This window comes from Microbacterium sp. A20 (assembly GCF_004794515.1).
Lineage (GTDB): Bacteria > Actinomycetota > Actinomycetes > Actinomycetales > Microbacteriaceae > Microbacterium.
Window position 1 is genome coordinate 158869 of record NZ_SSDF01000090.1, and the last position, 24125, is coordinate 182993.

The window sequence follows — 24125 nt, forward strand, 5'->3', positions numbered from 1 at the left end:
GTGCTCCTTGAAGTTCGGGGACTGGCCCAACTCTACCCCGCGCGCCTCGCACCGGATCGGCCGACGGCTGCCGTTTCGCCCTGAGCGCACAGCGGGGACGCACGCCGATGTCCGCGCGTCCGGATAGCGTGGATGACATGACATCGGATGCTGCGCAGCGAGCTGTGATCGCCGCGGAGCCGTCGGCATCCGGCGTCATCATCGGAGCACCGGGAACGGGGAAGACCCGTACCCTCGTCGACCGCGTCGTGCATCTGCTGGACGCGCAGGGGCTGCGACCGGAAGAGGTGCTCGCGCTCACTCCGAGTCGCCAGGCGGCTACGGCGCTGCGAGATCGGATCGGCGTGCGCATCGGTCAGGCCACACCCGGGCCCCTGGCGCGATCCCTCGGGTCCTTCGCCTTCCAGCTCGTGCGCGGCGCGATGGTGCGACAGGGGGCGGAGCCGCCCGCGCTGCTCACCGGTGCGGATCAGGACCGCATCATCGCGGAACTGCTCGCCGGCGACGCGGAAGACGGGCGTATTCCGTGGCCGGACGCTCTCAGCGCTTCCGTTCGCGCCTCGAAGGGATTCCGTTCCGAGCTCCGAGCCTTCCTGGCGGAGTGCACCGAGATCGGCGTCCACCCCGACGAGCTCCGCGCGTCGGGCAACGATGTGTGGGCCGCGACGGCGGAGTTCCTCGTCGAGTATCGAACGGTGCTCGATGCACTGCGATCCGCACACCGGGACGCCGCTGATCTCCTGAGTGAGGCGAGCACGATCCTGCAGGGGGCGGACGCGGCGACGCTCGGCCCGCTGGCGCCCCTGCGGGTGGTGCTGATCGACGATGCGCAAGAGCTCACACGCGGCGGTATCGCGATGGTCCAGGGCCTGCGTGAGCGAGGCATCGCCGTCCTGGCCTTCGGGGACCCCGACATCTCGTCCGGCTCCTTCCGCGGGGCGAGCCCGGAACTGTTCGCCCAGCTCGCAGGCGCGCTCGGGGAGGTGCATGTGCTCGACGGTGCACATCGCCAGCAGCCGGCGCTCACCGCTCTCACCAGGACGGTCACGCAGGCGATCGGCGTCTCCGGGCGGGTGGAGCACCGGCGTGCTCCCGTGCCGGTGGCGTCGGAGGAGATCGAGGCCCGGGTCTCGACATTCGTCGCTCCCTCGCCGTACGAGGAGCTCGATCGCATCGCGGGCGTGATGCGGGAATGGCATCTCTCGGAGGGGATCCGCTGGGATCGGATGGCTGTCGTCGCACACGACACACGACAGGTGACCACGCTGGAGACCGAGCTCGCGGCCCGCGAGATCCCCACGCGGGCCGCCGGAGTGCAGCGCCCGCTCGGCAGCGAGGGCATCGTGCGCGACATCGTCGGCATCGTGCGCCTGGCACTGACCCCGACGGAGGAACGCACATCCGACGCGCTCGAAGAGGCCATGCGCACCCCGTTCGGAGGGATGGACGCGATCGGACTGCGCCGCCTCCGTGCCCGGCTCCGGCACATCGAGCTCGAGCAGGGCGGCGCGACGCCCGCACGAGAGCTGCTGCGACAGGCCATGGCCAACCCTGCGCACCTGACCCTCATCGACGCTCCGGAGTCGCGTACGGCCGAGCGCTTCGCCGAGACGATCGAAGCCACAGCCAGAGCGGCCGCCGAAGGTGAGACGATCCACGATCTGCTGTGGCGGGTGTGGGATCAGGCCCGCGCCGTGGACGGACGCCGGCTGCAGGTCGCCTGGCGCGAGATCTCGCAGCTGCCGACCGGTGCCGAGACGGCCCGCGCACTCGATGCTCTCGTCGCCCTCTTCGACGCCGCGAAGAGGTTCGTCGAGCGCACCCCCAACGAGAAACCGCATACTTTCGTGCGCGACATCCTCGACAGCGAGGTCCCCGAGGACTCGCTTTCGACTCCTGATCGCCCGGGCAAGGTCACGCTCCTGACTCCAGCCACCGCGCTCGGCACGGAGTTCGACGCGGTCGTGGTCGCGGGGGTGCAGGACGGCATCTGGCCGAACGTTCGTCTGCGCGGCGGACTGCTGCAGACCTGGCGGCTGGCAGATGCGATCCACGCGTCACGCACCAGCATCAGCACCGAGCCTCCGGGCGTGCTGGATCGGCGGCGCGCGGCGCTGCACGACGAGCTCCGGCTGTTCGTCCGGGCGGTTTCGCGTGCGCGTGATCGCCTGCTGATCACGGCGGTCGACGACGACGATCTCACGCCGAGTCCCTTCTTCGGGTTCCTGCCCGCCCCGGAACCGCCCGAACGGCACGCGTCCGCCGAGCATCCCCTCACCCTGCGCGGGCTGGTCGCCCGGCATCGTCGCGCCCTCACCGCCGCGCATGCGGAGCCGATCAGACGTGAGGCCGCCGGGCAGCTCGCCGTGCTGGCCGGGGAGGGTGTTCCCGGCGCGGATCCAGCCGAGTGGTACGGCGTGACCCCGACCTCGACCGATGCGCCGCTGCGAGATCTCGCGGTCACCGGCGCACGGGTCTCGCCATCGAAGATGGAGTCCTATGAGGAGTGCGGTCTGAACTGGGTCGTCTCCGCGCTCGGCGGCGACACGGTGATGCCGCCGACCGCCGGCATCGGCACGATCGTGCACGAGGCGATGGAGCGTGTTCCCGACGGCGACCTGGAGCGCATGCGCGCGATCGTCGCCGAGCACTGGCCGGAACTGGACTTCGAGACCGAGTGGATCGGCCGCAAGGAGCGGCGGCGGGCCGACGTGCTGGTGGATCGCCTGCACACCTATCTCGGCGACGTGCGCCGCGAGGGCGGTCGGGTGATCGGCAGCGAGATGGAGTTCCGCTTCGCCGTCGACGTGGCCCCCGACGCGGGAGTCGCGACCGTGCCGACGGTACATCCGGTCGGGGAAGACCGGGCGAACAAGGCGGTCATCCACGGGTACATCGACCGGGTCGAGGCGTATCCGCCCGAGGCCGGCGAGCACTCCCATGCTCGGGGACGCGGTTGGGAGCGGATGGCGGGCGGAACGGAAGGGCCCGTGGTCGTCGTCGACCTGAAGACCGGAAAGAACGATCCGGAATCCGACTCCGGCGTCGCCGAGCACGCGCAGCTGGCCGCCTATCAGGTCGCCGTCCAGGAGGGCCTCGTCGAGGGTGCCCCGCCGACGTCGCTGGCGGGGGCGCGGCTGGTGATCGTCTCGAAGACGCTCGCGAAGAGCGACTATCGCATCGCGCATCAGCACACGCTGAGCGACGAGTCGCGCTCCGCCTTCCTCCGGCGGGTGTCGGATGCGGCGCGCGGCATGTCGGCATCGAGCTTCACCGCGCAGGTGGAGTCGCACTGCGCGGACACGCAGCGCCGCGTGCATCCGTGTCGCATCCACACGGTGCCGGCGGTGAGCTCGTGACGGGGTGGAGCGGCGGCGAGGGTATCTCCGCCACCGACATCGCCGCCGCCCTCGGCCAGCCGTCGCCCACAGCCGCCCAGCAGCGGGTGATCGAGGCCCCACCGGAGCCGGCCCTGGTCGTGGCCGGCGCCGGCAGCGGCAAGACCGAGACGATGTCGGGGCGTGTGGTGTGGCTGGTCGCGAACGGACACGTGCGCAGAGATGAGATCCTCGGCCTGACGTTCACGCGGAAGGCGGCGGGCGAGCTCGCAGAGCGGATCGGTCATCGGCTCGCGGTCATCGACGAGTACGGTCGCCGTGGTCTCCTGCCGCATCTGCCCGAGATCGTGCGGACCGGCGCGCTGCGCCGTGTCGACGAGGCGGCGCAGGGCCGCCAGCGCGAGCTCGTGCGCACCCACGTCCTCGACGAGCTGGCCGCGCGCGTCGGCACCGGGTGGGATCCGGCGACGCCGCGATCGGCGGAAGACCTCATGGTCCGGCCGCGCGTCTCGACGTACAACGCGTTCGCCGACGGCATCGTCCGCGAACACGCGGCGCGGATCGGGCGGGATCCCGACGTCGCGATGCTCAGTCAGGCAGCCTCCTGGATGCTCGCGCGGGAAGTCGTGCTCCGCAGCGATCTGCCGGAGCTCGAGAACATCGACTACGCGCTCGGAACGATCATCGACGCTGTGCAGCGGCTTGCGGGGGACGCCCTCGACCATCGTGTCGACCTCGATTCGGCCGAACGGATCGCGCGGGAGCAGGCGCTCGCCTTCGAGCCGTATCGCAGCAACGCCGATGTGGAGAAGGCGGCGGTCAACCTGCTCAGTCTGCCGACGCTCGCGCGCCTGGTGCGCGACTACATCGACGCGAAGGAACGCCGTGGCGTGCTGGACTTCGCCGATCAGGTCAGCGGGGCCTACGACATCGTCGAGTCCGCGCCCGATGTCCGCGCGGAGCTCCGTGAGCAGCACCGAGTCGTGCTCCTCGACGAGTATCAGGACACCTCGGTGATCCAGACGCGGTTCCTCGCCGAGCTCTTCCGTGATTCCGCAGTGATGGCGGTCGGCGACCCTCATCAGTCCATCTACGGCTGGCGGGGCGCGAGCGCCGACAACCTGTACGCCTTCGCGGAGACGTTCTCGGGCACGGGAACAGCGACGACCTACAGCCTCATGACGAGCTGGCGGAACGATCGGGGCATCCTCGGCATCGCGAACCGTGTGCTCGAACCGTTGCAGCGGCCCGGGCTCGACGTGCCGCCTCTCGAACCTCGCCCCGGAGCGGGCGAAGGCACGGTCGCCGTGCGATTCCCGTTCACGGTCGACGAGGAGGCCGCAGCCGTCGCGGACTGGTTCGCCGACCGGCGGGCGGAGCACGATGCCGGTGCGGCCGGTGCGGCCGGTGCGGCCGGTGCGGGACAGGCGCAGACGCCCCACACCGGAGCGATCCTCTTCCGCTCCAAGCGGCATATGCAGACGTTCGCGGCTGCGCTCGCCGGACGAGGCATCCCGCACCGCATCCTCGGCCTCGGCGGACTCCTGGCGACACCGGAAGTGGTAGACGTCGTCTCGACCCTTCGCGTCGTGCACGACCCCACGGCCGGGTCCGCGCTGATCCGCCTGCTCACCGGTCCCCGGTTCGGCGTCGGTGTCGCCGACATGGCTGCCCTCTACGATCTCGGCCGCACCCTGTCGGAGCGCGACACCGCGATGGCGCCGCTGCCGGAGGAGGTGCGTGCACGGCTGCGCTCTTCCCGCGGCGCGGACGAGGCGGTGTCGATCATCGACGCGGTCGACGTGGTGCGAGCAGTGCGCGACGACTACCGGCTGCTCGAATCGATCACCCCTGACGGCCGTGCGCGGGTCAGAGCAGCGGGGGAGATGCTGGAACGGCTCCGACGCGCCTCGTCCCAGCCGATCCCCGAGCTGATCCGGCTCATCGAGCTCGAACTCCGCCTGGACATCGAGCTCGCCGCGAACGAGACGAGAGGTCCCGCGCGCATCGCGGCCACGCAGCTGCGCGCCTTCGCCGACGAAGTTCGTGCGTTCCTCGCCGCCGACGAGCGGGGGAGCATCGGCAGCCTGCTCGCCTGGCTCGACAAGGCCGAGAGCACGGATGAGCTGATGCCGCGCCCGGAGCCGCCCGAGGCCGGTGTCGTCCAGCTGCTGACCATCCATGGATCGAAGGGTTTGGAGTGGGATGCGGTCGCGGTGGTCCGACTGGTGGCCGATGAGCTCCCGAGCAGGGTCTCCGACACGTCCGGGTGGTTCGGGTTCGGCGTCGTGCCGTTCGCGCTGCGCGGGGATCGGGACGCGTTGCCGCGCTTCGAGTGGGACCCCGTCGAGGCCATGGGGGGCGAGGCCGATCCCGTGAAGCGGCAGAAGCTCGCGCAGGCGTCGCTCTCGGGCGGGGCGACGAAGGCGAATCCACACGGGGGCGCACTCAAGCGGTTCAAAGACGCCTACCGCGCCTACCAGCAGCAGGAGGAGCGACGCCTGGCCTACGTCGCGGTCACCCGTGCGCGGACGGATCTGCTCCTCAGCGGTGCGCACTGGGCCGGGCAGAAGGCTCCGCGCACACCGAGCCCCTTCCTCGTCGAGGCGATCGAGGTGCGCGGCCTCGAGCCGATCGAACCAGTCGACCCGGACGACAACCCGTACGACGGCCCCGGTTCCACCCTTCGATGGCCCCTCGATCCGCTGGGAGCCCGGAGGCACGTCGTCACCGCGGCAGCCGCCGCCGTCGAGGATGCGATCCGTGCCGGGACGTCCCAGCCGACCATCGAGCTCGAACGACTCCTGGCCGAGCGCGCCGCCCGCCAGCGCGGGACGGATGTCGAGGCCCCGACCCGTGTGCCCGCTTCGCGGTTCAAGGACTACGTCACCGATTTCTCGGGAACGCTGTCGTCGATCGTGCGCCCCATGCCGGAGCGACCCTATCGGCAGACGCGCCTCGGCACCCTGTTCCACGCCTGGGTGGAGCAGCGGTCCGAACTCGTCGGAGTCGGTAGCCGGGTCGACGAGGCACTCTGGGAGATCGACGAGGACGAGATCGCGTCAGATCTCGTGCGAGAAGGATCGGGTGCTGCCGCTGACGCCGCCGACCTCGACGCCCTGCAGAAGACGTTCGAGCGCAGCGAATGGGGCGGGTTGAAGCCGATCGCCGTGGAGATCGAGATCGACTTCGCGCTCGGGGCCGGCCTGCCCGGGGCGGACGAGCGCGGAGGGGCTCACATTGTGATCTGCAAGCTCGACGCGGTGTACCGGCGCGCCGACCGCGGCGACCGCATCGAGATCGTGGACTGGAAGACCGGCCGGGCGCCGCGCACAGCGCAGGAGCGCGACGAGCGGATGCTGCAGCTCGCGCTCTACCGCCTGGCCTATCACCGGCGCTTCGAAGTGCCGCTCGACGAGATCGACGTGGCGTTGTACTACGTGGCCGACGATCTGATCATCCGCGGCGACCGCGTCTATTCGGAGGAAGAACTCTTCCATCGCTGGAGTGCTGCTCGCGCGGCGCGCTGAGCCTCGTCGGAATCGTCCCCGTCGTCGTCGTCGGCGTGCGCGCGCGGGGCGAGCGGATGCGAATCCTCGCGCGCTCCGGCGGCTCCGCTGGTGCCGGCGAACAGGCTCGCGACACCGGAGAGGTCTTCGGTCTCGATGTTCAGCATCTGGGCCCGGTGCGCGCTCTCGTTGGTCCGACGGTCGGTTCCGGCTCCCGTTCCGGGCAGGGGGTCGTGGGGCGCGGTCTCGCTCTGCGCGGGGTCCGACTCATCCGGGGTGGTCGCCCACAGCTCTTCCGGGTTGTACGCGTCGGTGTGCATCGACGTGTCGATCTCGGCGGCGGCGTCCTGGGGAACCCGGTCGAGCGCGTCGAGGGCGGAGTCGACAGCGTCCCCGCGGGCATCGACGATGTTCAGGTCGTCGTCGCGGATGCCTTCGGCGAGTGCATCGAGCAGGGCGGCCGCATCGTCGACGATGTCCGGTCGGTGCATCGAATCGCCGTGGACCAGCCACCGGGAGAACTCGAGCTCGGCCAGCAGGCGTGCTCGTACTTCCAGGCCGCCGTCCGGGGCGCGGTCGACCGCGCGTGCGTACGACGCGTGCACATCGCCGGCGGCATCCGGGGCTGCCGAAAGCCACGAGAGGTCGAGAGCCGGATCGCCGACCGAGAGTCCGTGCCATCCGACGAGTCCGACCACTTCGGGGCCGCGCTCGGGGTCGTCCTCGAACAGGAACGAGGTCGCCTGGACGCCGCCCAGGATGACGGTGGATTCGAAACGCCACAGCTCGTCGTCGGCGACGGCATCGCGCCAGCGGACCGTGAGCCGGGCCGGCACGCGACCGGTGGCGGCAGCGGTGTCGATCAGGCGTTCCAACTCCGCACGGCTCTCCTCGGCGCTGCGAGTGGCGAGCCCGGCGCCGCGGACGACCGAGGTCGGAAGGCCGTGCACGGCGGCGATCGACGCCCCCATCGATTCCGCGGCGCCACGCCCGGCCGGCACCAGGGCGGCCTCGATCTGGAATCCGGGAAGGAGCTCGGTGACAAGGGCGCGTGCGTCGCCGAGACGCGTCTCCCCGATGTAGGCGGGTGCGCGGAACGGAAGCATCGCCCGTGCGCCGTCGGTCAGTGCGCGCAGTGCGAGCGCCTCGGCAGCGAGCTCACGCGCGGTCTCGTCGTCGTCTGCGACGCGGATCGCGAGCTCGCGACCGTCGGCGAGCGAGGCCACCGCCGAGTCGAACCGCGCGTCGCCATCCGCGCTCAAGCTGCGGGCGCCCGTGACCTCCGCCCCGGGCAGAGCAGCGGTCACTGCCGCGGCTAGAGTGAAAGGAGAGCGTCCCATGCCCCCAGGGTAGGTCGGCTCAGGGGCGGTCCCGCCTCCGCCACGCCCGTGAAAGAGGGAGTCGATGACCATTCAGCGCCCGTCCCTCGACCGTGCAGCCGAACTCCGCGATGAGTCGGACGTCATCGGCCGCCTCCGTGACGACCCGGCCACCCGGGCGATCGTCGTCCGCGAAGGGCGTGTCAGAGTCGTCGATTCGGCGCTCCTCCGGGTGCCCCCGCAGACTGTGGTCGAGGCGACCTGGGCTCTCCTCGGACGCGACGCCGACGGCACCGTGCTGCTCCTCGCCGCCGCCCCGCCCGAGACCGATGCGCTCGACACCGCGCCCGACGAGGTCTGGCTCGGGCTGCGCGATCTCGGCGGCCGTATCGACGGGCAGGAATCGGAGTTGCTCACCGGTGCCATCGCGCTGGCCGGGTGGCTCCGCGATGCACCGTTCTGCCCCACGTGCGGCGGGGGGACCGAACTGCGCAACGCCGGGTGGTCGCGGCGCTGCCTGGTGTGCGGACGAGAGCACTTCCCGCGCACCGACCCGGCCGTCATCGTCGCTGTCGAGAGCCGTGACGGGGAACGTCTGCTGCTCGGCGCCAACGCGAACTGGGGCGGCCGCATGTACTCGTGCTTCGCCGGCTTCACCGAGGCGGGAGAGTCGCTGGAGTCGACGGTCCACCGCGAGATCGAGGAGGAGTCCGGCGTACGCCTGTCGTCGCTGCGCTACATCTCGTCGCAGGCCTGGCCGTTCCCGAGGTCGCTCATGGTGGGTTTCCGCGCGGTCGTGGACGACGAGACCGCAGCGCTCGCCGACGGCGAGGAGATCGTCGATGTGCGCTGGTTCACCCGCGCGGAGATCGGATCCGCGCTCGCCGGGGACGGTCCGGTCGGGCTTCCGGGGCACGCGTCGATCGCCCGCGCACTGATCGTCGACTGGTACGAGGAGCACGCGTGAGCGCACTCGATGCCCTCGACGAGCGGCAGCGGGCTGCAGCATCCGTCCTTCGTGGTCCCGTCGTCGTGCTGGCCGGAGCCGGTACCGGGAAGACACGTGTCATCACGCATCGCATCGCGCACGGCGTCGACACCGGTGCCTACTCGCCCTCGCGCGTCATGGCGGTCACCTTCACCGCCAAGGCGGCGGGGGAGCTGCGGGGGCGACTGCGGGCGCTCGGGGTCGATGGGGTCGCTGCTCGAACCTTCCACGCGACCGCGCTCGCGCAGCTCAACTTCTTCTGGCCGACGCTCGCCGGCTCGCCGGCACCGTCGATCATCGACAACAAGGTGCGGATGCTCGGTCAGGCCGCTGATGCGATCCGGCTCCGCCCGAGCACGGCCACCCTTCGCGACATCGCATCCGAGATCGAGTGGCGCAAGGTCTCGATGCTGTCGATCGACCAGTACGCCGCGCTCGGGCGACCGATCAGCGGTGTCGACGCCGGTCAACTGGTCGAGCTCATGCGCGGCTACGAAGCACTGAAGGACGACCGTCGGCAGCTCGACTTCGAAGACGTGCTGCTCGCATGCGCGGGCATGCTGGAGGCGGAGCCGCGGGTCGCGGCATCCGTCCACGAGCAGTACCGTCATTTCACGGTCGACGAGTTCCAAGACGTCTCGCCGCTGCAGAACAGGCTCCTGGAGCTGTGGCTCGGCGACCGGCACGACATCTGCGTCGTCGGCGACGCCAGCCAGACCATCTACTCCTTCGCCGGCGCGGAGCAGCGGTTCCTGCTCGAGTTCGAACGCCGTCACCCCGATGCCACCGTCGTACGGCTCGAGACCAACTACCGATCCCAGCCGCCGATCCTCACGGTCGCCAATGCGCTCATGCAGGGCCGTCCCGGAGCGCTGGAGCTCGTGCCGGCGCGCGAGCAGTTCACCGCCGACGCGCCCACCGTCACCGCATACGACACCGAGGGCGAAGAGGCCGCGGGCATCGCTGCCGCCATCTCCGCGCAGATCGCGGGGGGAGCATCGCCCTCGGAGATCGCAGTGCTCTACCGAGCGCACGCGCAGTCGGCGATGCTGCAGCAGGCGCTCGCCGCGGAGGGCATCGCGACGACGGTACTGGGAGGGACTCGCTTCTTCGCGATGCCGGAGGTGCGACAGGCGATCCTGGCCCTGCGTGCGGCGGCGGTCGCACCCACGGAGCAGGGCTTCCTTCCCGGTGTGCAGCGAGTGCTGCGCGAGCTCGGACTCACCGACGAGCCGCCCGCGGCCGGCGGGGCGCAACGCGGCGGGTGGGAGGCCCGACGCGCCATCCTGCGGCTGGCCGAGGAGGCAGGGCCTGACGCGAACCTCCGCAGCTTCAGCGACGCGCTGATGGCGCGAGCGAAGGACCAGCATGAGCCCACGATGCGCACGGTGACTCTCTCGACCCTTCACGCGGCGAAGGGCCTCGAATGGCCCCATGTGCATCTCGCCGGCTGGGCCGAGGGCTCCCTCCCGATCTCCTACGCGACGAGCTTCGAGTCGATCGATGAAGAGCGGCGTCTGGCCTACGTGGGGGTCACGCGGGCCGCGCGAACGCTCTCGCTGTCCTGGTCGCGATCGGCGGGACGGGGCGAGCGTGCTCCGTCGCGATTCCTCGCTGAGATGGGGACCACGGGCCGCGGCACCGGCATTCTTCGTGAAACGTCACCGAACGCCACACGCGGGAACCGTCCGCGCTGACACGCACGACGCGACCCGCAGCGCCGCCGTCGTCGGCGAGGAGCCCGGCGGCGAGCCGGCCGGCCTCGGCGACCTGCGCGGCGCGGATCGGGCCGGGGTCGCGCCCGATCATCTGCGTGTGCAGCAGCGGCCACGCCGGGTCGAGGGCGGTTGCATGCGCATCTCGGCACGCGAGGCAGGCGGTTTCGCCGGGGATCACCAGCGGCCCGACGGTCACTCTGCCCGGCTCGAAGGAGACGGGCAGATGCGGGGTGTCTTCGCGGAGGTGGCGTGCGAACTGCAGTGCCGCCGCCGCACCTCGCACGAGCACGACGCTCACGCCCGGTCGCCGGCCCGGATCGACGAGGGAGACGCCCTCATCGGTGAGCGCCTCGCGGATGCGGTATTCGCTGCGCCCGTCGTCGATGCCGATGCTCTCGACCCACGCCGGGCGGGGCGTGGTGGGCTCGTCGACGAGGACCGGCTCCAGGCGCGCGAGCAGATCTCTGGCCGCCTCGCGCGGTGCTCCGGCCGCGTGTGCGATCACGTCGAACGATCCCCGGCGGAAACCCGTGCGTAGGCGGCTGAGCAGGAGCTCCACCCACGCGGCATCCGCCTCGATGCGCAGTCCGTCGACGTCGCCGAGCTGCAGTGTGCGCTCGTCCCGCCACAGCAGGGGCGTACTCGGATCGAGGCGCGTGAGGATCGGCGGTGTGAGGGGCATCTCTCCGATTCTGGAGGGACGCCGGAGTCTGCGGGGTGCTCTCGAAGCATCCGTGGACAACTGCCGGCCGTGCCCCCGACGGGGGAGGAGAGGTGTGGACCTCCTCCCGCTCCGGCTGACGGCGGATCCTCAGACGGGGCGGTCGCCTTCCGGGGCGCCACCGTCGTCCGCGGTCCCACCGTCGGCTTCGGTCCCATCGTCGGCCCCGCTCCCACCGTCGGCTCCCTCGGCCGGCGTCTCTTCCGAGAAGTCGTCGCCGTCGAGCAACCGGGCGAGCGCCTCGTCGAACTCGTCCGCGACGGGCTGTTCGCCGCGCTCCACGGCCTGCAGGCGGGCGACGAGTGCGCTCGGATCGTCGATGTCCTCGGCCGTCGGCATCAGGTCGGGGTAGTCCCAGAGCGAGTCGCGGGCGCTGATGCCCACGGCATCGGTCACCGCCTGCCACATCGCAGATGCTTCGCGCATTCGCCGCGGCCGCAGCTTGAGCCCGACCAGCGCACCGAGCGCGTCCTCGGCGGGACCGCCGACCGCCCGGCGTCGACGGGCGGCCTCTGCGATCCGCGCGCCGTCGGGGAGGCGCGAGGTCGCCTGTGCGGTCACCACGTCGACCCAGCCGTCGATCGTCGCGATGAGGTTCTCGAGTCGGGTCAGGGCCTCGCGCTGCGCTTCGCTCTGCACGGGTAGGAGCGCGCCCCCCTCGATGGCCGCACGCAGCTCCTCAGGGTTCGAGGGGTCCAGCCGGCTCGCGACGTCTTCGAGCGCGTCCACGTCGACGGTCACACCGCGGGCGAAGTCCGTGATCTGCGCCATCACGTGCAGGTGCAGCCACTTCGCGTGCCGGTAGAGCCGGGCGTAGGCGAGCTCTCGGGTGGCGAGATAGAGCGCGATCTGGTCTTCCGGGATCTCGAGGCCCTCGCCGAACGCCGTGAGGTTCTGCGGGATGACGGCGGCTGTGCCTGCGGGCAGCACGGGGATCCCGACGTCGCCGCCGGAGACCACCTCGAGCGACAGGTTGCCGAGCACCTGGCCGAATTGAGCGGCGAACACCGAGCCGCCGAGGCCGCGCATGAGCTTGCCCGCGCCTTGGACGACATCGCGCATCTCCTCGGGGACCTGCGTATCGAGCGCGGAGGTGAGCGCGTCGGCGATGCTGGTCGACACCGGATCGGCGATCTCCTTCCACACCGGCAGCGTCTTCTCGACCCATTCCCCGCGGGTCATCGCGGTGGGCGTCTCGGCGAGCTCGGAGATCGTGGTGGCCTCGCCGAGCCACAGGTTCGCGAGGGCGAAGGAATCAGCGAGCGAGGTGCGGGAGCCGTCGGTGATGCCCTGGCCGTCGCGGTTGGCGATGAACAGCGCCTGCCGCAGGGCGTTCTCCCACGGGTCGCCGCCGAAGGCGCCCTGGAGCTGCGACATGATCGTCTGCATCATCGCGGGGTCGAGGGTGAAGCCGTCCATGCCTTCGAAGGCGCCTCGAAGCGCCTCGGGGTCGATGTCACCGCCGCCCTGATTCGCGAGCATCCTTCGCAGGAACTCCTGGAAGTCCTCGGGGGTGGGGTCGTTGTCTGCCATGTCGCTCGCCTCTCAGCAGGTCTGAAGCCGTGGCCTCTACGCTAGTCACAGGTTTCTGCGCGCGAACCCGATGCGGGCAGATCGGTGTACGCCGCCCGCGAACGACGGAGGAATGCAGTGGATCGAACGCGGTCTGGAAAGCTCGGACTCGGAGTCTGGGCGCTGATCGTCGCACTCGTCGCCCTGGTCGTGCTGACCTTCCTGCCTTCGCCGTATGTGATCCAGCGGCCGGGTCCGGTCTACGACACCCTCGGCACCGCGACGGACAAGGACGGCGATGAGGTTCCCCTGATCAAGGTCGAAGGCGCTGAGACCTTCGAGACCGCGGGCACGCTCGACCTCACCACCGTGCAGGTCGTCGGCAACCGCGAGCGCACCCCGAGCTGGTTCGAGCTGGCACTGGCCTGGATGGACTCGTCGCGCGCGGTCGTGCCGCTGGACTCGGTGTTCCCTGAGGGCGTCACGACCGAGCAGCGCGATGAGCGCAACGCCACGCTGATGGTCGACTCGCAGCACGAGGCGACGGCGGCCGCCCTGAACGAACTCGGCTACGACACGGGCGCAGAAGTCGTGGTCGTGGAGGCGGTCGCGGACTCACCGGCCGACGGCGCATTGGAAGCCGATGACGTGATCACGGCGATCGACGGCACGGCGGTCGAGTCGGCGACCGAGCTTCGCGCCGCTATCCAGGAGGCCGCGGGCGACCCGGTGACCCTGACGGTGCGCCGCGACGGCGAGGAGCAGACCGTCGAAGTGACGCCCGAAGAGCACACCGAGGGCGGGGTGACGACCTGGCTCATCGGCGTCACGCTCCGCACCGACTACGACTTCGAGATCGATGTGACGATCCAGCTCGACAACGTCGGCGGCCCGAGCGCCGGGATGATGTTCGCGCTCGGCATCATCGACACCCTCACCGAGGGCGAGCTCAACGGAGGGGAGAACGTGGCCGGCACCGGCACGATCGACGCCGCCGGCACGGTCGGGCCGATCGGCGGGATACGACAGAAGCTGTACGGCGCGCGTGACGCCGGAGCCGAGTACTTCCTCGCCCCGGAGGCCAACTGCGACGAGGTCGTCGGGCATGTCCCCGACGGGCTGCAGGTGATCCGCACGGGAACGCTCGACGAGTCGCTCGACGCGCTCGAAGTCATCGCCGACGACGGCGACGTCGCCTCGCTGCCCACCTGCGAATCCGCCGCCCGCTGATCCGCGGAGCGGCCGTGACCTCGCCGTGATCGGGATGACAGCCTGCGCACAGTGAGCGATGCCTAGGATGGAAGGGTGACCTCACCCTCAGCTCCGAATCCGGCCACGCCTCGAACGTCCCGACGTATTCTCGGCATCTCCCTGGTGATCATCGCCGCCCTGATCGCGGTGTTCTTCGTGTTCGCCTCCCTGTACACCGAATTCCTCTGGTTCGACCAGGTGGGCTTCACCGGCGTTCTCACGACGCAGTGGATCGCCACGGCGGTGATGTTCGTCGTCGGTTTCCTCGGGATGGCCGTCCCGCTGTTCGTCGCCATCCAGCTCGCGTACCGGCTGCGCCCGGTATACGTGCGGCTCAGCTCGCAGCTGGATCGGTACCAGGAGGTCATCGAGCCCCTGCGCCGCCTCGCGATGTGGGGAATGCCGATCTTCTTCGGCCTGTTCGCCGGATTCGCCGCCGCGGGGCAGTGGAAGACCGTGTGGCTCTGGGCCAACGGCGTCGCCACCTCGAGTGTCGACCCGCAGTTCGGCATCGACACCGGCTTCTACATGTTCGCGATGCCGTTCTACTCGATCCTGCTCGCGTTCGTGTCGGCCGTCCTCCTGCTGGCGCTGCTGGTCACGGCCCTCGTGTCGTACCTCTACGGCTCGGTGCGCATCGGCCAGGGTGAGCTCCGCATCTCCAAGCCCGCGCGCATCCAGCTCGCGGTCATCGCGGGTCTGTACCTGCTCGTGCAGGCGGCCAGCCTGTGGCTCGACCAGTACAAGACCCTCGTCGAGCCCGACGACCGCATCACCGGTGCCGCGTACACGGGTGTGAACGCGACGATCCCGGGTCTCGCGATCCTCGCGATCATCGCCGCCGTCGTGGCGATCCTCTTCTTCGTCACCGCGGTCATCGGTCGCTGGCGCTTCCCGCTCGCAGCCACGGCGCTGCTGATCGTCGCCGCACTGGTCGTGGGCGTCGGCTACCCCTGGGTGGTCACCACCTTCCAGGTGAAGCCGAACCAGAACGCCTACCAGGCCGAGTACTACCAGCGGAACATCGACGGCACGAAGGAGGCGTACGGGGTCGCGAACCTCGAGACGACGCCGTTCGCCGCGAAGACCGATGCCGAGGCCGGCCAGCTGCGCGCCGACGCGGAGACCACGGCGTCCACTCGCATCATGGACCCGAAGGTCATCCCGCCGACGGTCCGCCAGCTCGAGCAGTACCGCGGGTACTACCAGTTCCAGAAGACGATGGACGTCGACCGGTACGAGATCGACGGGAAGATGCAGGACACCGTGGTGTCCGTGCGCGACCTCGACATGTCGGGCCTCGGCGACGGAGACAACTGGAACAACCGCGTCGCGGTCTACACCCACGGCTACGGCCTCGTGGCGGCCGCGGGCAACCAGCGCACCACCGACGGCGAGCCCGTGTTCCTCGAGCGCGGCATCCCCACCTCCGGGTTCCTCTCCGACCGCGAGAACTTCGAGCCGCGGGTCTACTTCGGTGAGAACTCGCCCGAGTACTCGATCGTGGGTGCTCCCGAGGGCGCCGAGCCGGCGGAGATCGACTACCCGCGTGGCAAGGACGGCTCGAGCGAGACGAAGACCACGTTCGAGGGCAGCGGCGGTCCGAAGATCGGCGACACGTTCACGAAGCTGCTCTACGCGCTGAAGTTCCAGTCGGAGCAGATCCTGTTCTCCAACCTGGTGAACGAGGACTCGCAGATCCTGTACGACCGCGATCCCAAGACGCGCGTGCAGAAGGTCGCTCCGTACCTCGAGCTCGACAGCGACCCGTACCCGAGCGTGGTGGACGGCCGGATCGTGTGGATCGTCGACGGTTACACGACCAGCTCGACCTACCCGTACTCGACAAGCGTCAGCCTGTCCGACGCGATCGCGGACTCCAACGTCCCGTCGCCGACAATCGCCATCGACGACATCAACTACATCCGCAACTCGGTCAAGGCCACGGTCGACGCCTACGACGGCTCCGTGACGCTGTACGCGTGGGACGACGAAGACCCGGTGCTCAAGACCTGGCAGAAGATCTACCCGTCGACCCTGAAGCCGATCAGCGACATGTCGGGCGAGCTCATGAGCCACGTGCGCTACCCGACCGACCTGTTCAAGGTGCAGCGCGATGTGCTCGGCGTCTACCACGTCGACAAGGCAGGCTCCTTCGCTCAGCAGGACAACCGCTGGCAGACGCCGAACGACCCGCGCAGTGAGTCGATGCTGCAGCCGCCGTACTACCTGACCATGCAGATGCCCGGCCAGGATTCGCCACGGTTCTCGATGTTCTCGACGTTCATCCCGAACTCGCAGGGTGCAGGCGGAAGCCGTGACGTGCTGATGGGCTACCTCGCGGTGGATTCGGATGCCGGCTCAGAGAAGGGCAAGAAGGCAGAGGGCTACGGCCAGCTGCGCATGCTCGAGATCGACACCGATACGACGGTGCCCGGACCCGGCCAGGTGCAGAACACCTACAACTCGGATACGGCTGTCGTGCCGCAGCTCAACCTGCTGCAGCAGGGTGAGTCCGAGGTGATCTACGGCAACCTGCTGACGCTACCCGTCGGTGGCGGTCTGCTGTACGTGCAGCCCGTGTACGTGCAGTCGTCCGAGGGCACGCAGCTGCCGCGTCTGCAGAAGGTGCTCGTCGCCTTCGGTGACCGTGTCGCGTTCGAGAACACTCTCACCGAGGCGTTGGACACCCTCTTCGGAGGCGACTCCGGTGCGACCGGTGGTGACGACGAGGTCGAACCCACCGAACCCGGAACTGAGGATCCGGAGACCGGAGAGACGCCGACAGAGCCCACGCAGCCGACGAACGCCGAGGCCGAGGCCCTGGCCTCCGCGCAGGAGGCCCTGATCGACCGTGAAGCGGCACTGAAGGCCGGTGACCTCGCCAAGTTCGCCGAGGCCGACGAACGACTCACCGCGGCGGTCGAGAGGCTACTGCAGTTGGAGTCCGCAGCGGGGGAGTGACCACCCCTTCGCTACGGTGAACAGAATGGGCGCCCCCTCGGGGGCGCCCATTCTCGTCTCCGGCCGACGTGGATCGACGAACTCATCGGGGAAGTCGACCTCGTCAGGGAAAAGCGAAAGGCCCTCTGACCTGGATTTCTCCGAGTCAGAGGGCCTTTCATTTGTTGCGGGGACAGGATTTGAACCTGCGACCTCCGGGTTATGAGCCCGGCGAGCTACCGAACTGCTCCACCCCGCGGCACAAGAAGTAACTTATCACGGATCCCAGGGTCGAGCCAATCGGGGCCGCCCTGCGCGACGCCCCGGGCGTGTCGATGCGCGAGGATGGGGATATGCCTGAAACCCCTGCCATCGCCGTCGCCGTGTGCCAGTTCGCGCCGACGGCGTCCCGTGCCGACAACCTCGCGCAGATCGCGGAGCTGACCGCCGATGCCGCCGCGCGGGGCGCGAAGCTGATCGTCTTCCCCGAGTACTCGAGCTACTTCGTCGACCCGATGGACGACACCCTGGCCGCGAACGCAGAAGACCTCGACGGCGACTTCGTCGAAGCTCTGACCGCGCTGGCCGCCGACCGTGCGTTGGTGATCGTCGCCGGCCTCGTCGAGCGCGCCTCCGACGGGCATCGCGTGCGGAACACGGTGGTGGCGGTGCGGGGCGACGGCATCCTCGCCGTCTATCGCAAACAGCATCTCTACGACGCATTCGGGCAGACCGAGTCCGACTGGATCGAGCCCGGAGAAGTGGGGGAGACGTCGACGTTCGAGCTCGGGGGTCTCCGGTTCGGGCTCATGACCTGCTACGACCTGAGGTTCCCCGAGGTCGCCCGCTCGCTCGTCGATGCGCACGCCGACGCCCTCGTCGTCCCCGCCGAATGGGTGAGGGGTCCGCTCAAGGAGCACCACTGGACGACGCTGCTCGCCGCGCGTGCGATCGAGAACACCGTTTACGTGGTCGCGGCCGATCACCCCACGCCGATCGGCGTCGGCCACTCGCAGATCGTCGATCCGCAGGGTGTGGTCCTGGCAGGGGTCGGGACAGCCCCCGGCATGGCGGTCGCGGTCGTGGAGGCCGCGGCGATCGAGCGGGTGCGACGGAGCAACCCCTCGCTGCGTGCGCGCAGATACGCGGTCGTACCGCGCTGAGGACGGGATCCGGTGCGGGCCGAGCCGGTCAGGCGGGGAACCGCGCCAGGCGCGATGCCGCCTCTTCGAGCACATCGACGCGCTTGCACGCGGCGAAGCGCACCAGGCCCGAGTACTCGTTCCGACGGGCCTCGGAGACGAACGCGCTCAGGGGGATCGCCACGACGCCGGCGCGTTCCGGGAGGGTGCGACAGAATGCCGCGGCATCCGTGCCCCCGAGCGCCGTCGCATCCGCGACCGTGAAGTAGCCACCCTGCGGGGCGAACACCGTGAACCCGGCCGTGCGCAGTCCGTCGCCGAGGATCTCGTGCTTGTGCGCGAGCGTCGCCGCGGCATCGGTGAAGTACGAATCGGGCAGCCGCAGGCCGACGGCGACAGCGGGTTGGAAGGCGGAACCGTTCACGTAGGTGAGGTACTGCTTCACGGTGAGGACAGCCGTGATGAGGGCGGCTGGTCCGTGCACCCAGCCGATCTTCCATCCCGTCGCGGAGAAGGTCTTGCCCGCCGAGGAGATCGTGAGCGTGCGCTCGGCTGCTCCGGGGAGCGTGGCGATCGGCGTATGGGGAGCATGGAAGGCGAGGTGCTCGTACACCTCGTCGGTGACGATGACGGCATCGTGTCGTGCGGCCAGCCGGACGACCTCCTCGAGCACGTCGCGTCCGAAGACCGCGCCGGTCGGATTGTGCGGATCGTTGACCAGGATGATGCGGGTGCGGTCGGTCACGCTCGCGGCGAGCTGATCGAGGTCGGGCTGGAAGTCGGGAGCGCGAAGAGGAACCGTGCGCAGTCGGGCGCCCGCCAGTGCCACCGCCGCGGCGTACGAGTCGTAGTACGGCTCGAAGACGACCACTTCGTCGTCGGGGCCGTCGATCAGCGCGAGCAGTGTCGCCGTCAGAGCCTCGGTGGCGCCCGCCGTCACGATCACTTCGCTGGCCGGGTCCACCTCGAGGCCGTAGAAGCGCCGCTGGTGCTCGCTGATGGCGTCGAGCAGGTCCGGGATGCCGCGCCCCGGCGGATACTGATTGGCGCCGTGCGCGATCGCGCTGCGGGCGGCCTCGAGCACCTCCGACGGTCCGTCCTCGTCGGGGAAGCCCTGTCCGAGATTGATCGCCCCGGTGCGGGCTGCTGCTGCGGACATCTCTGCGAAGATGGTGGGCGCGACGGTTCCGTCTGCGGCGAGCAGGCCTGCACCGGCCGCCGTGCGCCGCCATGCGCCGGGAATGACACTCATGAAGAACAGGCTAAGGCCATAGCGGAAACTCATCTTCGACATAAGGAACACACAGACACAGGCGTCATTCTGAAGTGGTCGTTGAAGGAGCACACCATGAACGAGAACGAACCCCAGGACCACTCGGCATCCGCGTCGAACGACGCCGTGCCGTCCACCGAGGCCGCAGAGGTCGCCGCTCAGCCGGCGACGGCTGCCGCCGCTGACAAGACCGAGTCGGCATCCGCCGGGCCCGTCGCGCCCGCCGCGCCGACGTCCGGTGCGCCGGTGCAGGGCCATGAGGTGCCGTCGACGTTCACGTCGCACGTGCCGCCCGCACCCCAGGTCGCGCCGGTGCCGCATGCATTCGCCGCGCCGGCCGTCGGCACCGCTTCGGGCGCCGCTTTCGGCATCCCGTCGGCGGCGCCGCACGCACAGCCGACCCAGCCGCTCGGCTCTGAGCCGCTCGCGGGTGCCGGCGTCAAGGCCAAGGAGCAGAAGACACGAGGCGGCACGAAGTTCGCGGCCCTCATCGTCGCGGCCGCGCTCGTCGGCGGCGTCGCCGGATTCGGCGGCGGTGCGCTGCTGAACGGACTCCAGGACACCCCGTCATCCGGTACGGCGACCGGACCGCAGACCGTGACGGTCAACAACCCCGGCTCGGTCAACGAGACCACCGCGGTCGCGACCTCCGCCCTGCCGTCCGTCGTCACGATCGAGGTCGCCGGCTCGCAGGAGGCCGGCAGCGGCTCCGGCGTGATCATCAGCGACGACGGCTACGTGCTCACCAACACGCACGTGGTGACCCTCGGCGGCGCCGCGGCCGATCCCACCATCCGCGTGACGGCGTCCGACGGAAAGATCTACGAGGCCACGATCGTCGGCACCGATCCGATCTACGATCTCGCCGTGATCAAGCTGAAGGACGCGGAAGGGCTCACGCCCATCGACTTCGCCGACTCGTCGAAGCTCAACGTCGGGGACACGACCGTTGCGCTCGGCGCCCCGCTGGGCCTGGCGAACTCGGTGACCACCGGCATCGTGAGCGCGCTCAACCGGAGCATCCAGATCGCCTCCTCCGCGCTGCCGGATTCCTCCAGCGAAGACGCTCCGCAGGAGCAGTCTCCCGAGGAGGGTCAGGGCCAGGGGCCGTTCCAGTTCGACATCCCCGGCAGCGGCCAGCAGCAGACCTCGGAATCGATCTCCATCGCCGTCATCCAGACGGATGCCGCGATCAACCACGGCAACTCGGGCGGCGCCCTCGTGAACAGCAAGGGCGAGCTGATCGGCATCAACGTGGCGATCGCGAGCTCGGGCAACTCCGAGGACTCCGGTTCGATCGGAATCGGTTTCGCCATTCCCTCGAACATCGCCAAGCGCGTCTCCGAGGAGATCATCGCCGACGGCGCCGCCACGCACGGTCTGCTGAACGCCTCCGTCCAGGATGCATCGAGCATCGAGGGCGCGACCGTCGCCGGCGCCTACATCGCCAAGGCCAACGAGGGCGGGGCTGCTGCCGCCGCAGGTATCGAGAAGGGCGACATCGTCACCTCCTTCAACGGAGTGCCGATCACCAGCGCCACCGACCTCACCGCGCAGGTGCGCGCGGCGGCGGCCGGTAGCGAGGCCAAGGTCACATACGTCCGCAACGGCAAGGACTACGACGTCGAGGTGACGCTCGGCGAACTGGCCGGCTGACCCCGCGGGTCACAGAGAAGGACGCCACCCCGCGATAGGCTCGCGGGGTGGCGTCCTTCTCTTTCGGCACCGGCAACGCGGCCAAACTGCTCCGGATCCCGCTGTATGCCGTCGGACGCATCGGTACGCTCCTCGTCCCGCGAGGGCGACGCTGGGTGTTCGGCTGCGGTGCGGGGATCGGCGACGGGGCGCTCGCGTTGCGACAGCATGCCGCGGCTGCAGGACACGACACGCTCTGGCTCACGTCCTCCGCACGGGAGGACCGAGAGGCCGCCGCCCGCGGCATCCGATTCGTGCGCAAGAGCGGTCTGCGCGGCTGGTGGGCGACCGCCAGAGCCGGCGCCCTGGTGGTCACTCACGGCCTGGGCGACGTCAACCGCTACGCGAACGGCGGCGCATTCGTCGTCCAGCTCTGGCACGGCATCCCGCTCAAGCGGATCGGACTGGACTCGCCGGCGACGACCGAGGTGCCGAACGTCCCCGGTGCACCGCTGCTGCGTCGTGCGATCGCGGTGCTCTACCGCTCCGCCGCGCAGCGGATCCGGGTGCTGCCCGCCGCCTCCCATCGCGCGCGGGGAAGGCTGGAGTCTGCGTTCGGTCTCGGCGACGAGCGGGTCGTGGTGACCGGCGAGCCGCGCGTCGATGTCCTCTCCGCAGGTTCGCAGGGAGAGCGTCGCAGTGCTGCGTCGGAGCTTCTCCGGGAGGCCATGGGTGACCTCCCGGAGTCAGCACGCACGATCCTTTACGCCCCGACCTGGCGGGACGGGGCTCCCGACCCCGCGGTTCCGACTGCGACGGAGTGGATCCAGATCATCCGCCTCCTCGAAGCACAGGATGCGGTCCTCCTGGTGCGCTCGCACCCGCTGGGGGAAGGCGGCTACGCGCCTCCGCTGCCGAGCAGGCGGGTCCGCGCGCTGGGCTCGTCCGTCATCGCCGACGTCACCCCGGTGCTCGCGGCGGTGGACGTGCTCATCACCGACTACTCCTCCCTTGCATACGATGTCGGGCTCCTGTCGATGCCGGTGCTCTTCCTGGCACCGGATGCGCAGCAGTACGCGCGCACTCGCGGCTTCTACGGCCGGTACGACGAGGTCGCGGGCCCCGATGCGGCCGCTGATTGGGCAGGGCTGCTCGTGCAGCTGGAGCATCTGCTCTCCGACCGCCGCGTGTACGACGCGGCGTCCGAGCGGTCCGCTACGCTCAGCGCGGGGATGCACGCGTATCGGGACGGACGCAACACCGAACGCGTCTATGACGTGATCCGCGCACGGGGGATTCCCGCGCCGAAGGGAGCAGCATGACAACGGCCCGAATCGACGACGCGGCAGAGGCGCTGGTCGTCGCAGGGACCGGAGCGCGACCGGCGGATGCTGCGCTGGTCGGACCGCGCGCACGGGTCGAGGGCCGCATCAGCGGCGGTGGCAAGACGTGGAAGGCCACCTTCCCGCTGCAGGCGTCGCGCTGGGGTGGTCCGTCGCTTCCGCTGCCGACCGGAACGTACGAGCTGCGGATCGCGGATGTCGACCTGCAGGAGGTGAGGATCGATCCTGTCGTCCTCACCGGTGTGCGCATCGCCGTCGACGGCGCCACCGTCCGCATCGCCGCGCCGATCGAGCCGGTGTACGAGACGGCGGAGGGGAGGTCGACGCTCGAGGAGCGCTACGTCGCTCAGAGCGGTGGCACCGAGAACGCGGTCTTCTTCGAGAGCTTCTACGGCCGCACGGTCGGCTGCAATCCTCGTGCGATCGACCGTGAGCTGGCGGCGCGTGCTCCGCAGGTGCGTCGCTATTGGAGCGTCGTCGACCTCTCTGTCGAGGTTCCCGAAGGCGCGATCGCCGTCGTCGAGGGGAGTCCCCAGTGGTGGCACGCACGAGGAGCATCGCGTCTGCTCGTCGTGAACGACTGGCTACGGCGTCGGTTCGCCCGCAAGCCGGGGCAGAAAGTGCTGCAGACGTGGCACGGCACCCCGTTGAAGAGGCTCGCGCTGCACCGTCCCGGTTTCGATCCGCGTCGCATGGCCGCCGTGGTGAAGGAATCCCGCCGTTGGGACGTGCTCCTGGCGCAGAACACCTACTCCGAGCGCATCCTGCGGAAGGCCTACGCCTTCTTCGGGCGGCCGATCTGGGTGGAGGGCTACCCCCGAAATGACACGCTGATCACCGGAGACGCGGCCGCGATCCGTCGCTCTCTGGGCATCGGGGAAGAGGAGCGGGTGCTCCTGTACGCCCCGACGTGGCGCGACGACCGCGCGGAGATGGTCGACTTCGTCGACCCCGAGCTGTTGGCGCGTCAGGCCAACGCCGTGGTGCTCGTGCGCGGTCACTCCCGCACGCTGGAGCAGGGTCGCGACCGCGACGGCGCGCGTGTCATCGATGTGACGGGGTATCCGGAGACCGCGCGGCTGCTGCTCGCCGCCGACGCGCTGATCACGGACTACTCCTCCGTCATGTTCGATTTCAGCGTCACGGGCAAGCCGATGTACTTCCTGGTGCCCGACCTCGACCACTACCGCGGCCAGTTGCGCGGCTTCTATTTCGATCTCGCCGAACGCGCCCCGGGGCCCCTGGTGCGCACGCAGGAGGAGCTCGCCGCCGCCCTCGACGACCGGGGCCACGAGGCTGCCTACGCCGAGCGCTATGAGGCATGGCGCCGGCAGTTCAACTCCCGAGAAGACGGCCATGCTGCTCAGCGCGTGGTCGACCGCATCCTCGATCTCGGCTTCGTCACGCTCTGACGTCGCTGCCCGCGCCGCCGG

The 24125-nt window shown here is 69.8% G+C and carries 13 protein-coding genes and 1 tRNA gene; 10 read left to right on the plus strand and 4 right to left on the minus strand.

The genetic code is table 11. The annotated features are described in order from the left end of the window. Positions 1 to 137: 137 nt before the first annotated feature. Both DW298_RS16740 and DW298_RS16745 read left to right on the plus strand, forming a co-directional pair. Positions 138 to 3359: an ATP-dependent DNA helicase gene (locus DW298_RS16740; protein WP_136043593.1), complete on the plus strand. Its 3222-nt coding sequence runs from the start codon at positions 138 to 140 to the stop codon at positions 3357 to 3359. Continuing rightward, on the plus strand, positions 3323 to 6868 hold the full coding sequence (locus DW298_RS16745; RefSeq protein ID WP_240745168.1) for an ATP-dependent DNA helicase: 3546 nt from the start codon (positions 3323 to 3325) through the stop codon (positions 6866 to 6868). Before DW298_RS16740 ends, DW298_RS16745 begins: the two co-directional genes overlap by 37 nt. On the opposite strand, the gene DW298_RS16750 is transcribed toward DW298_RS16745, so the two are convergent. Continuing rightward, the gene (locus DW298_RS16750; protein WP_240745169.1) at positions 6814 to 8187 is read right to left on the minus strand and encodes a hypothetical protein; all 1374 of its coding nucleotides are present in this window, start codon (positions 8185 to 8187) and stop codon (positions 6814 to 6816) included. The genes DW298_RS16745 and DW298_RS16750 overlap by 55 nt on opposite strands. Positions 8188 to 8251: 64 nt before the next feature. Here DW298_RS16750 and nudC point away from each other — a divergent pair, with 64 nt between their 5' ends. Both nudC and DW298_RS16760 read left to right on the plus strand, forming a co-directional pair. Then, positions 8252 to 9133, plus strand: a complete 882-nt coding sequence (gene nudC / locus DW298_RS16755; RefSeq protein ID WP_136043594.1) for an NAD(+) diphosphatase — start codon at positions 8252 to 8254, stop codon at positions 9131 to 9133. Then, positions 9130 to 10851: an ATP-dependent helicase gene (locus DW298_RS16760; protein ID WP_136043595.1), complete on the plus strand. Its 1722-nt coding sequence runs from the start codon at positions 9130 to 9132 to the stop codon at positions 10849 to 10851. The genes nudC and DW298_RS16760 overlap by 4 nt, the downstream gene beginning before the upstream one ends. An 832-nt stretch (positions 10852 to 11683) precedes the next feature. Here DW298_RS16760 and DW298_RS16765 read toward each other — a convergent pair. Beyond that, positions 11684 to 13126: a zinc-dependent metalloprotease gene (locus tag DW298_RS16765; RefSeq protein WP_136043596.1), complete on the minus strand. Its 1443-nt coding sequence runs from the start codon at positions 13124 to 13126 to the stop codon at positions 11684 to 11686. Between the two features lie 117 nt (positions 13127 to 13243). Between DW298_RS16765 and DW298_RS16770 the strand changes: the two genes are divergently transcribed. Next, positions 13244 to 14335 (plus strand): PDZ domain-containing protein, encoded by a 1092-nt coding sequence (locus DW298_RS16770; protein ID WP_136043597.1) that lies wholly within the window; start codon positions 13244 to 13246, stop codon positions 14333 to 14335. A gap of 75 nt (positions 14336 to 14410) precedes the next feature. Next, the gene (locus tag DW298_RS16775) at positions 14411 to 17320 is read left to right on the plus strand and encodes a UPF0182 family protein (RefSeq protein WP_136043598.1); all 2910 of its coding nucleotides are present in this window, start codon (positions 14411 to 14413) and stop codon (positions 17318 to 17320) included. A 164-nt stretch (positions 17321 to 17484) separates the two neighbouring features. On the opposite strand, the gene DW298_RS16780 is transcribed toward DW298_RS16775, so the two are convergent. Then, a tRNA-Met gene (locus DW298_RS16780) sits at positions 17485 to 17558 on the minus strand. 94 nt (positions 17559 to 17652) lie between these two features. Here DW298_RS16780 and DW298_RS16785 point away from each other — a divergent pair. Then, on the plus strand, positions 17653 to 18462 hold the full coding sequence (locus tag DW298_RS16785; RefSeq protein WP_136043599.1) for a carbon-nitrogen hydrolase family protein: 810 nt from the start codon (positions 17653 to 17655) through the stop codon (positions 18460 to 18462). A gap of 28 nt (positions 18463 to 18490) precedes the next feature. Here DW298_RS16785 and DW298_RS16790 read toward each other — a convergent pair whose 3' ends face one another. Continuing rightward, a complete protein-coding gene (locus tag DW298_RS16790; protein ID WP_136043600.1) occupies positions 18491 to 19693 on the minus strand; it encodes an aminotransferase class I/II-fold pyridoxal phosphate-dependent enzyme in 1203 nt (400 codons plus the stop codon). 96 nt (positions 19694 to 19789) lie between these two features. Here DW298_RS16790 and DW298_RS16795 point away from each other — a divergent pair, with 96 nt between their 5' ends. From DW298_RS16795 to DW298_RS16805, 3 genes are read left to right on the plus strand one after another with little or no spacing between them, the layout of a single operon-like run. Continuing rightward, positions 19790 to 21370, plus strand: coding sequence for a trypsin-like peptidase domain-containing protein (locus DW298_RS16795; protein WP_205820421.1), 1581 nt, complete (start codon positions 19790 to 19792; stop codon positions 21368 to 21370). Positions 21371 to 21417: 47 nt separating this feature from the next. Continuing rightward, a complete protein-coding gene (locus DW298_RS16800) occupies positions 21418 to 22671 on the plus strand; it encodes a CDP-glycerol glycerophosphotransferase family protein (RefSeq protein WP_136043602.1) in 1254 nt (417 codons plus the stop codon). Next, positions 22668 to 24104 carry a CDP-glycerol glycerophosphotransferase family protein gene (locus DW298_RS16805; protein WP_136043603.1) on the plus strand — a complete coding sequence of 479 codons (1437 nt, stop codon included), beginning with the start codon at positions 22668 to 22670 and terminating at the stop codon, positions 24102 to 24104. The genes DW298_RS16800 and DW298_RS16805 overlap by 4 nt, the downstream gene beginning before the upstream one ends. The last annotated feature ends 21 nt before the right edge of the window (positions 24105 to 24125 follow it).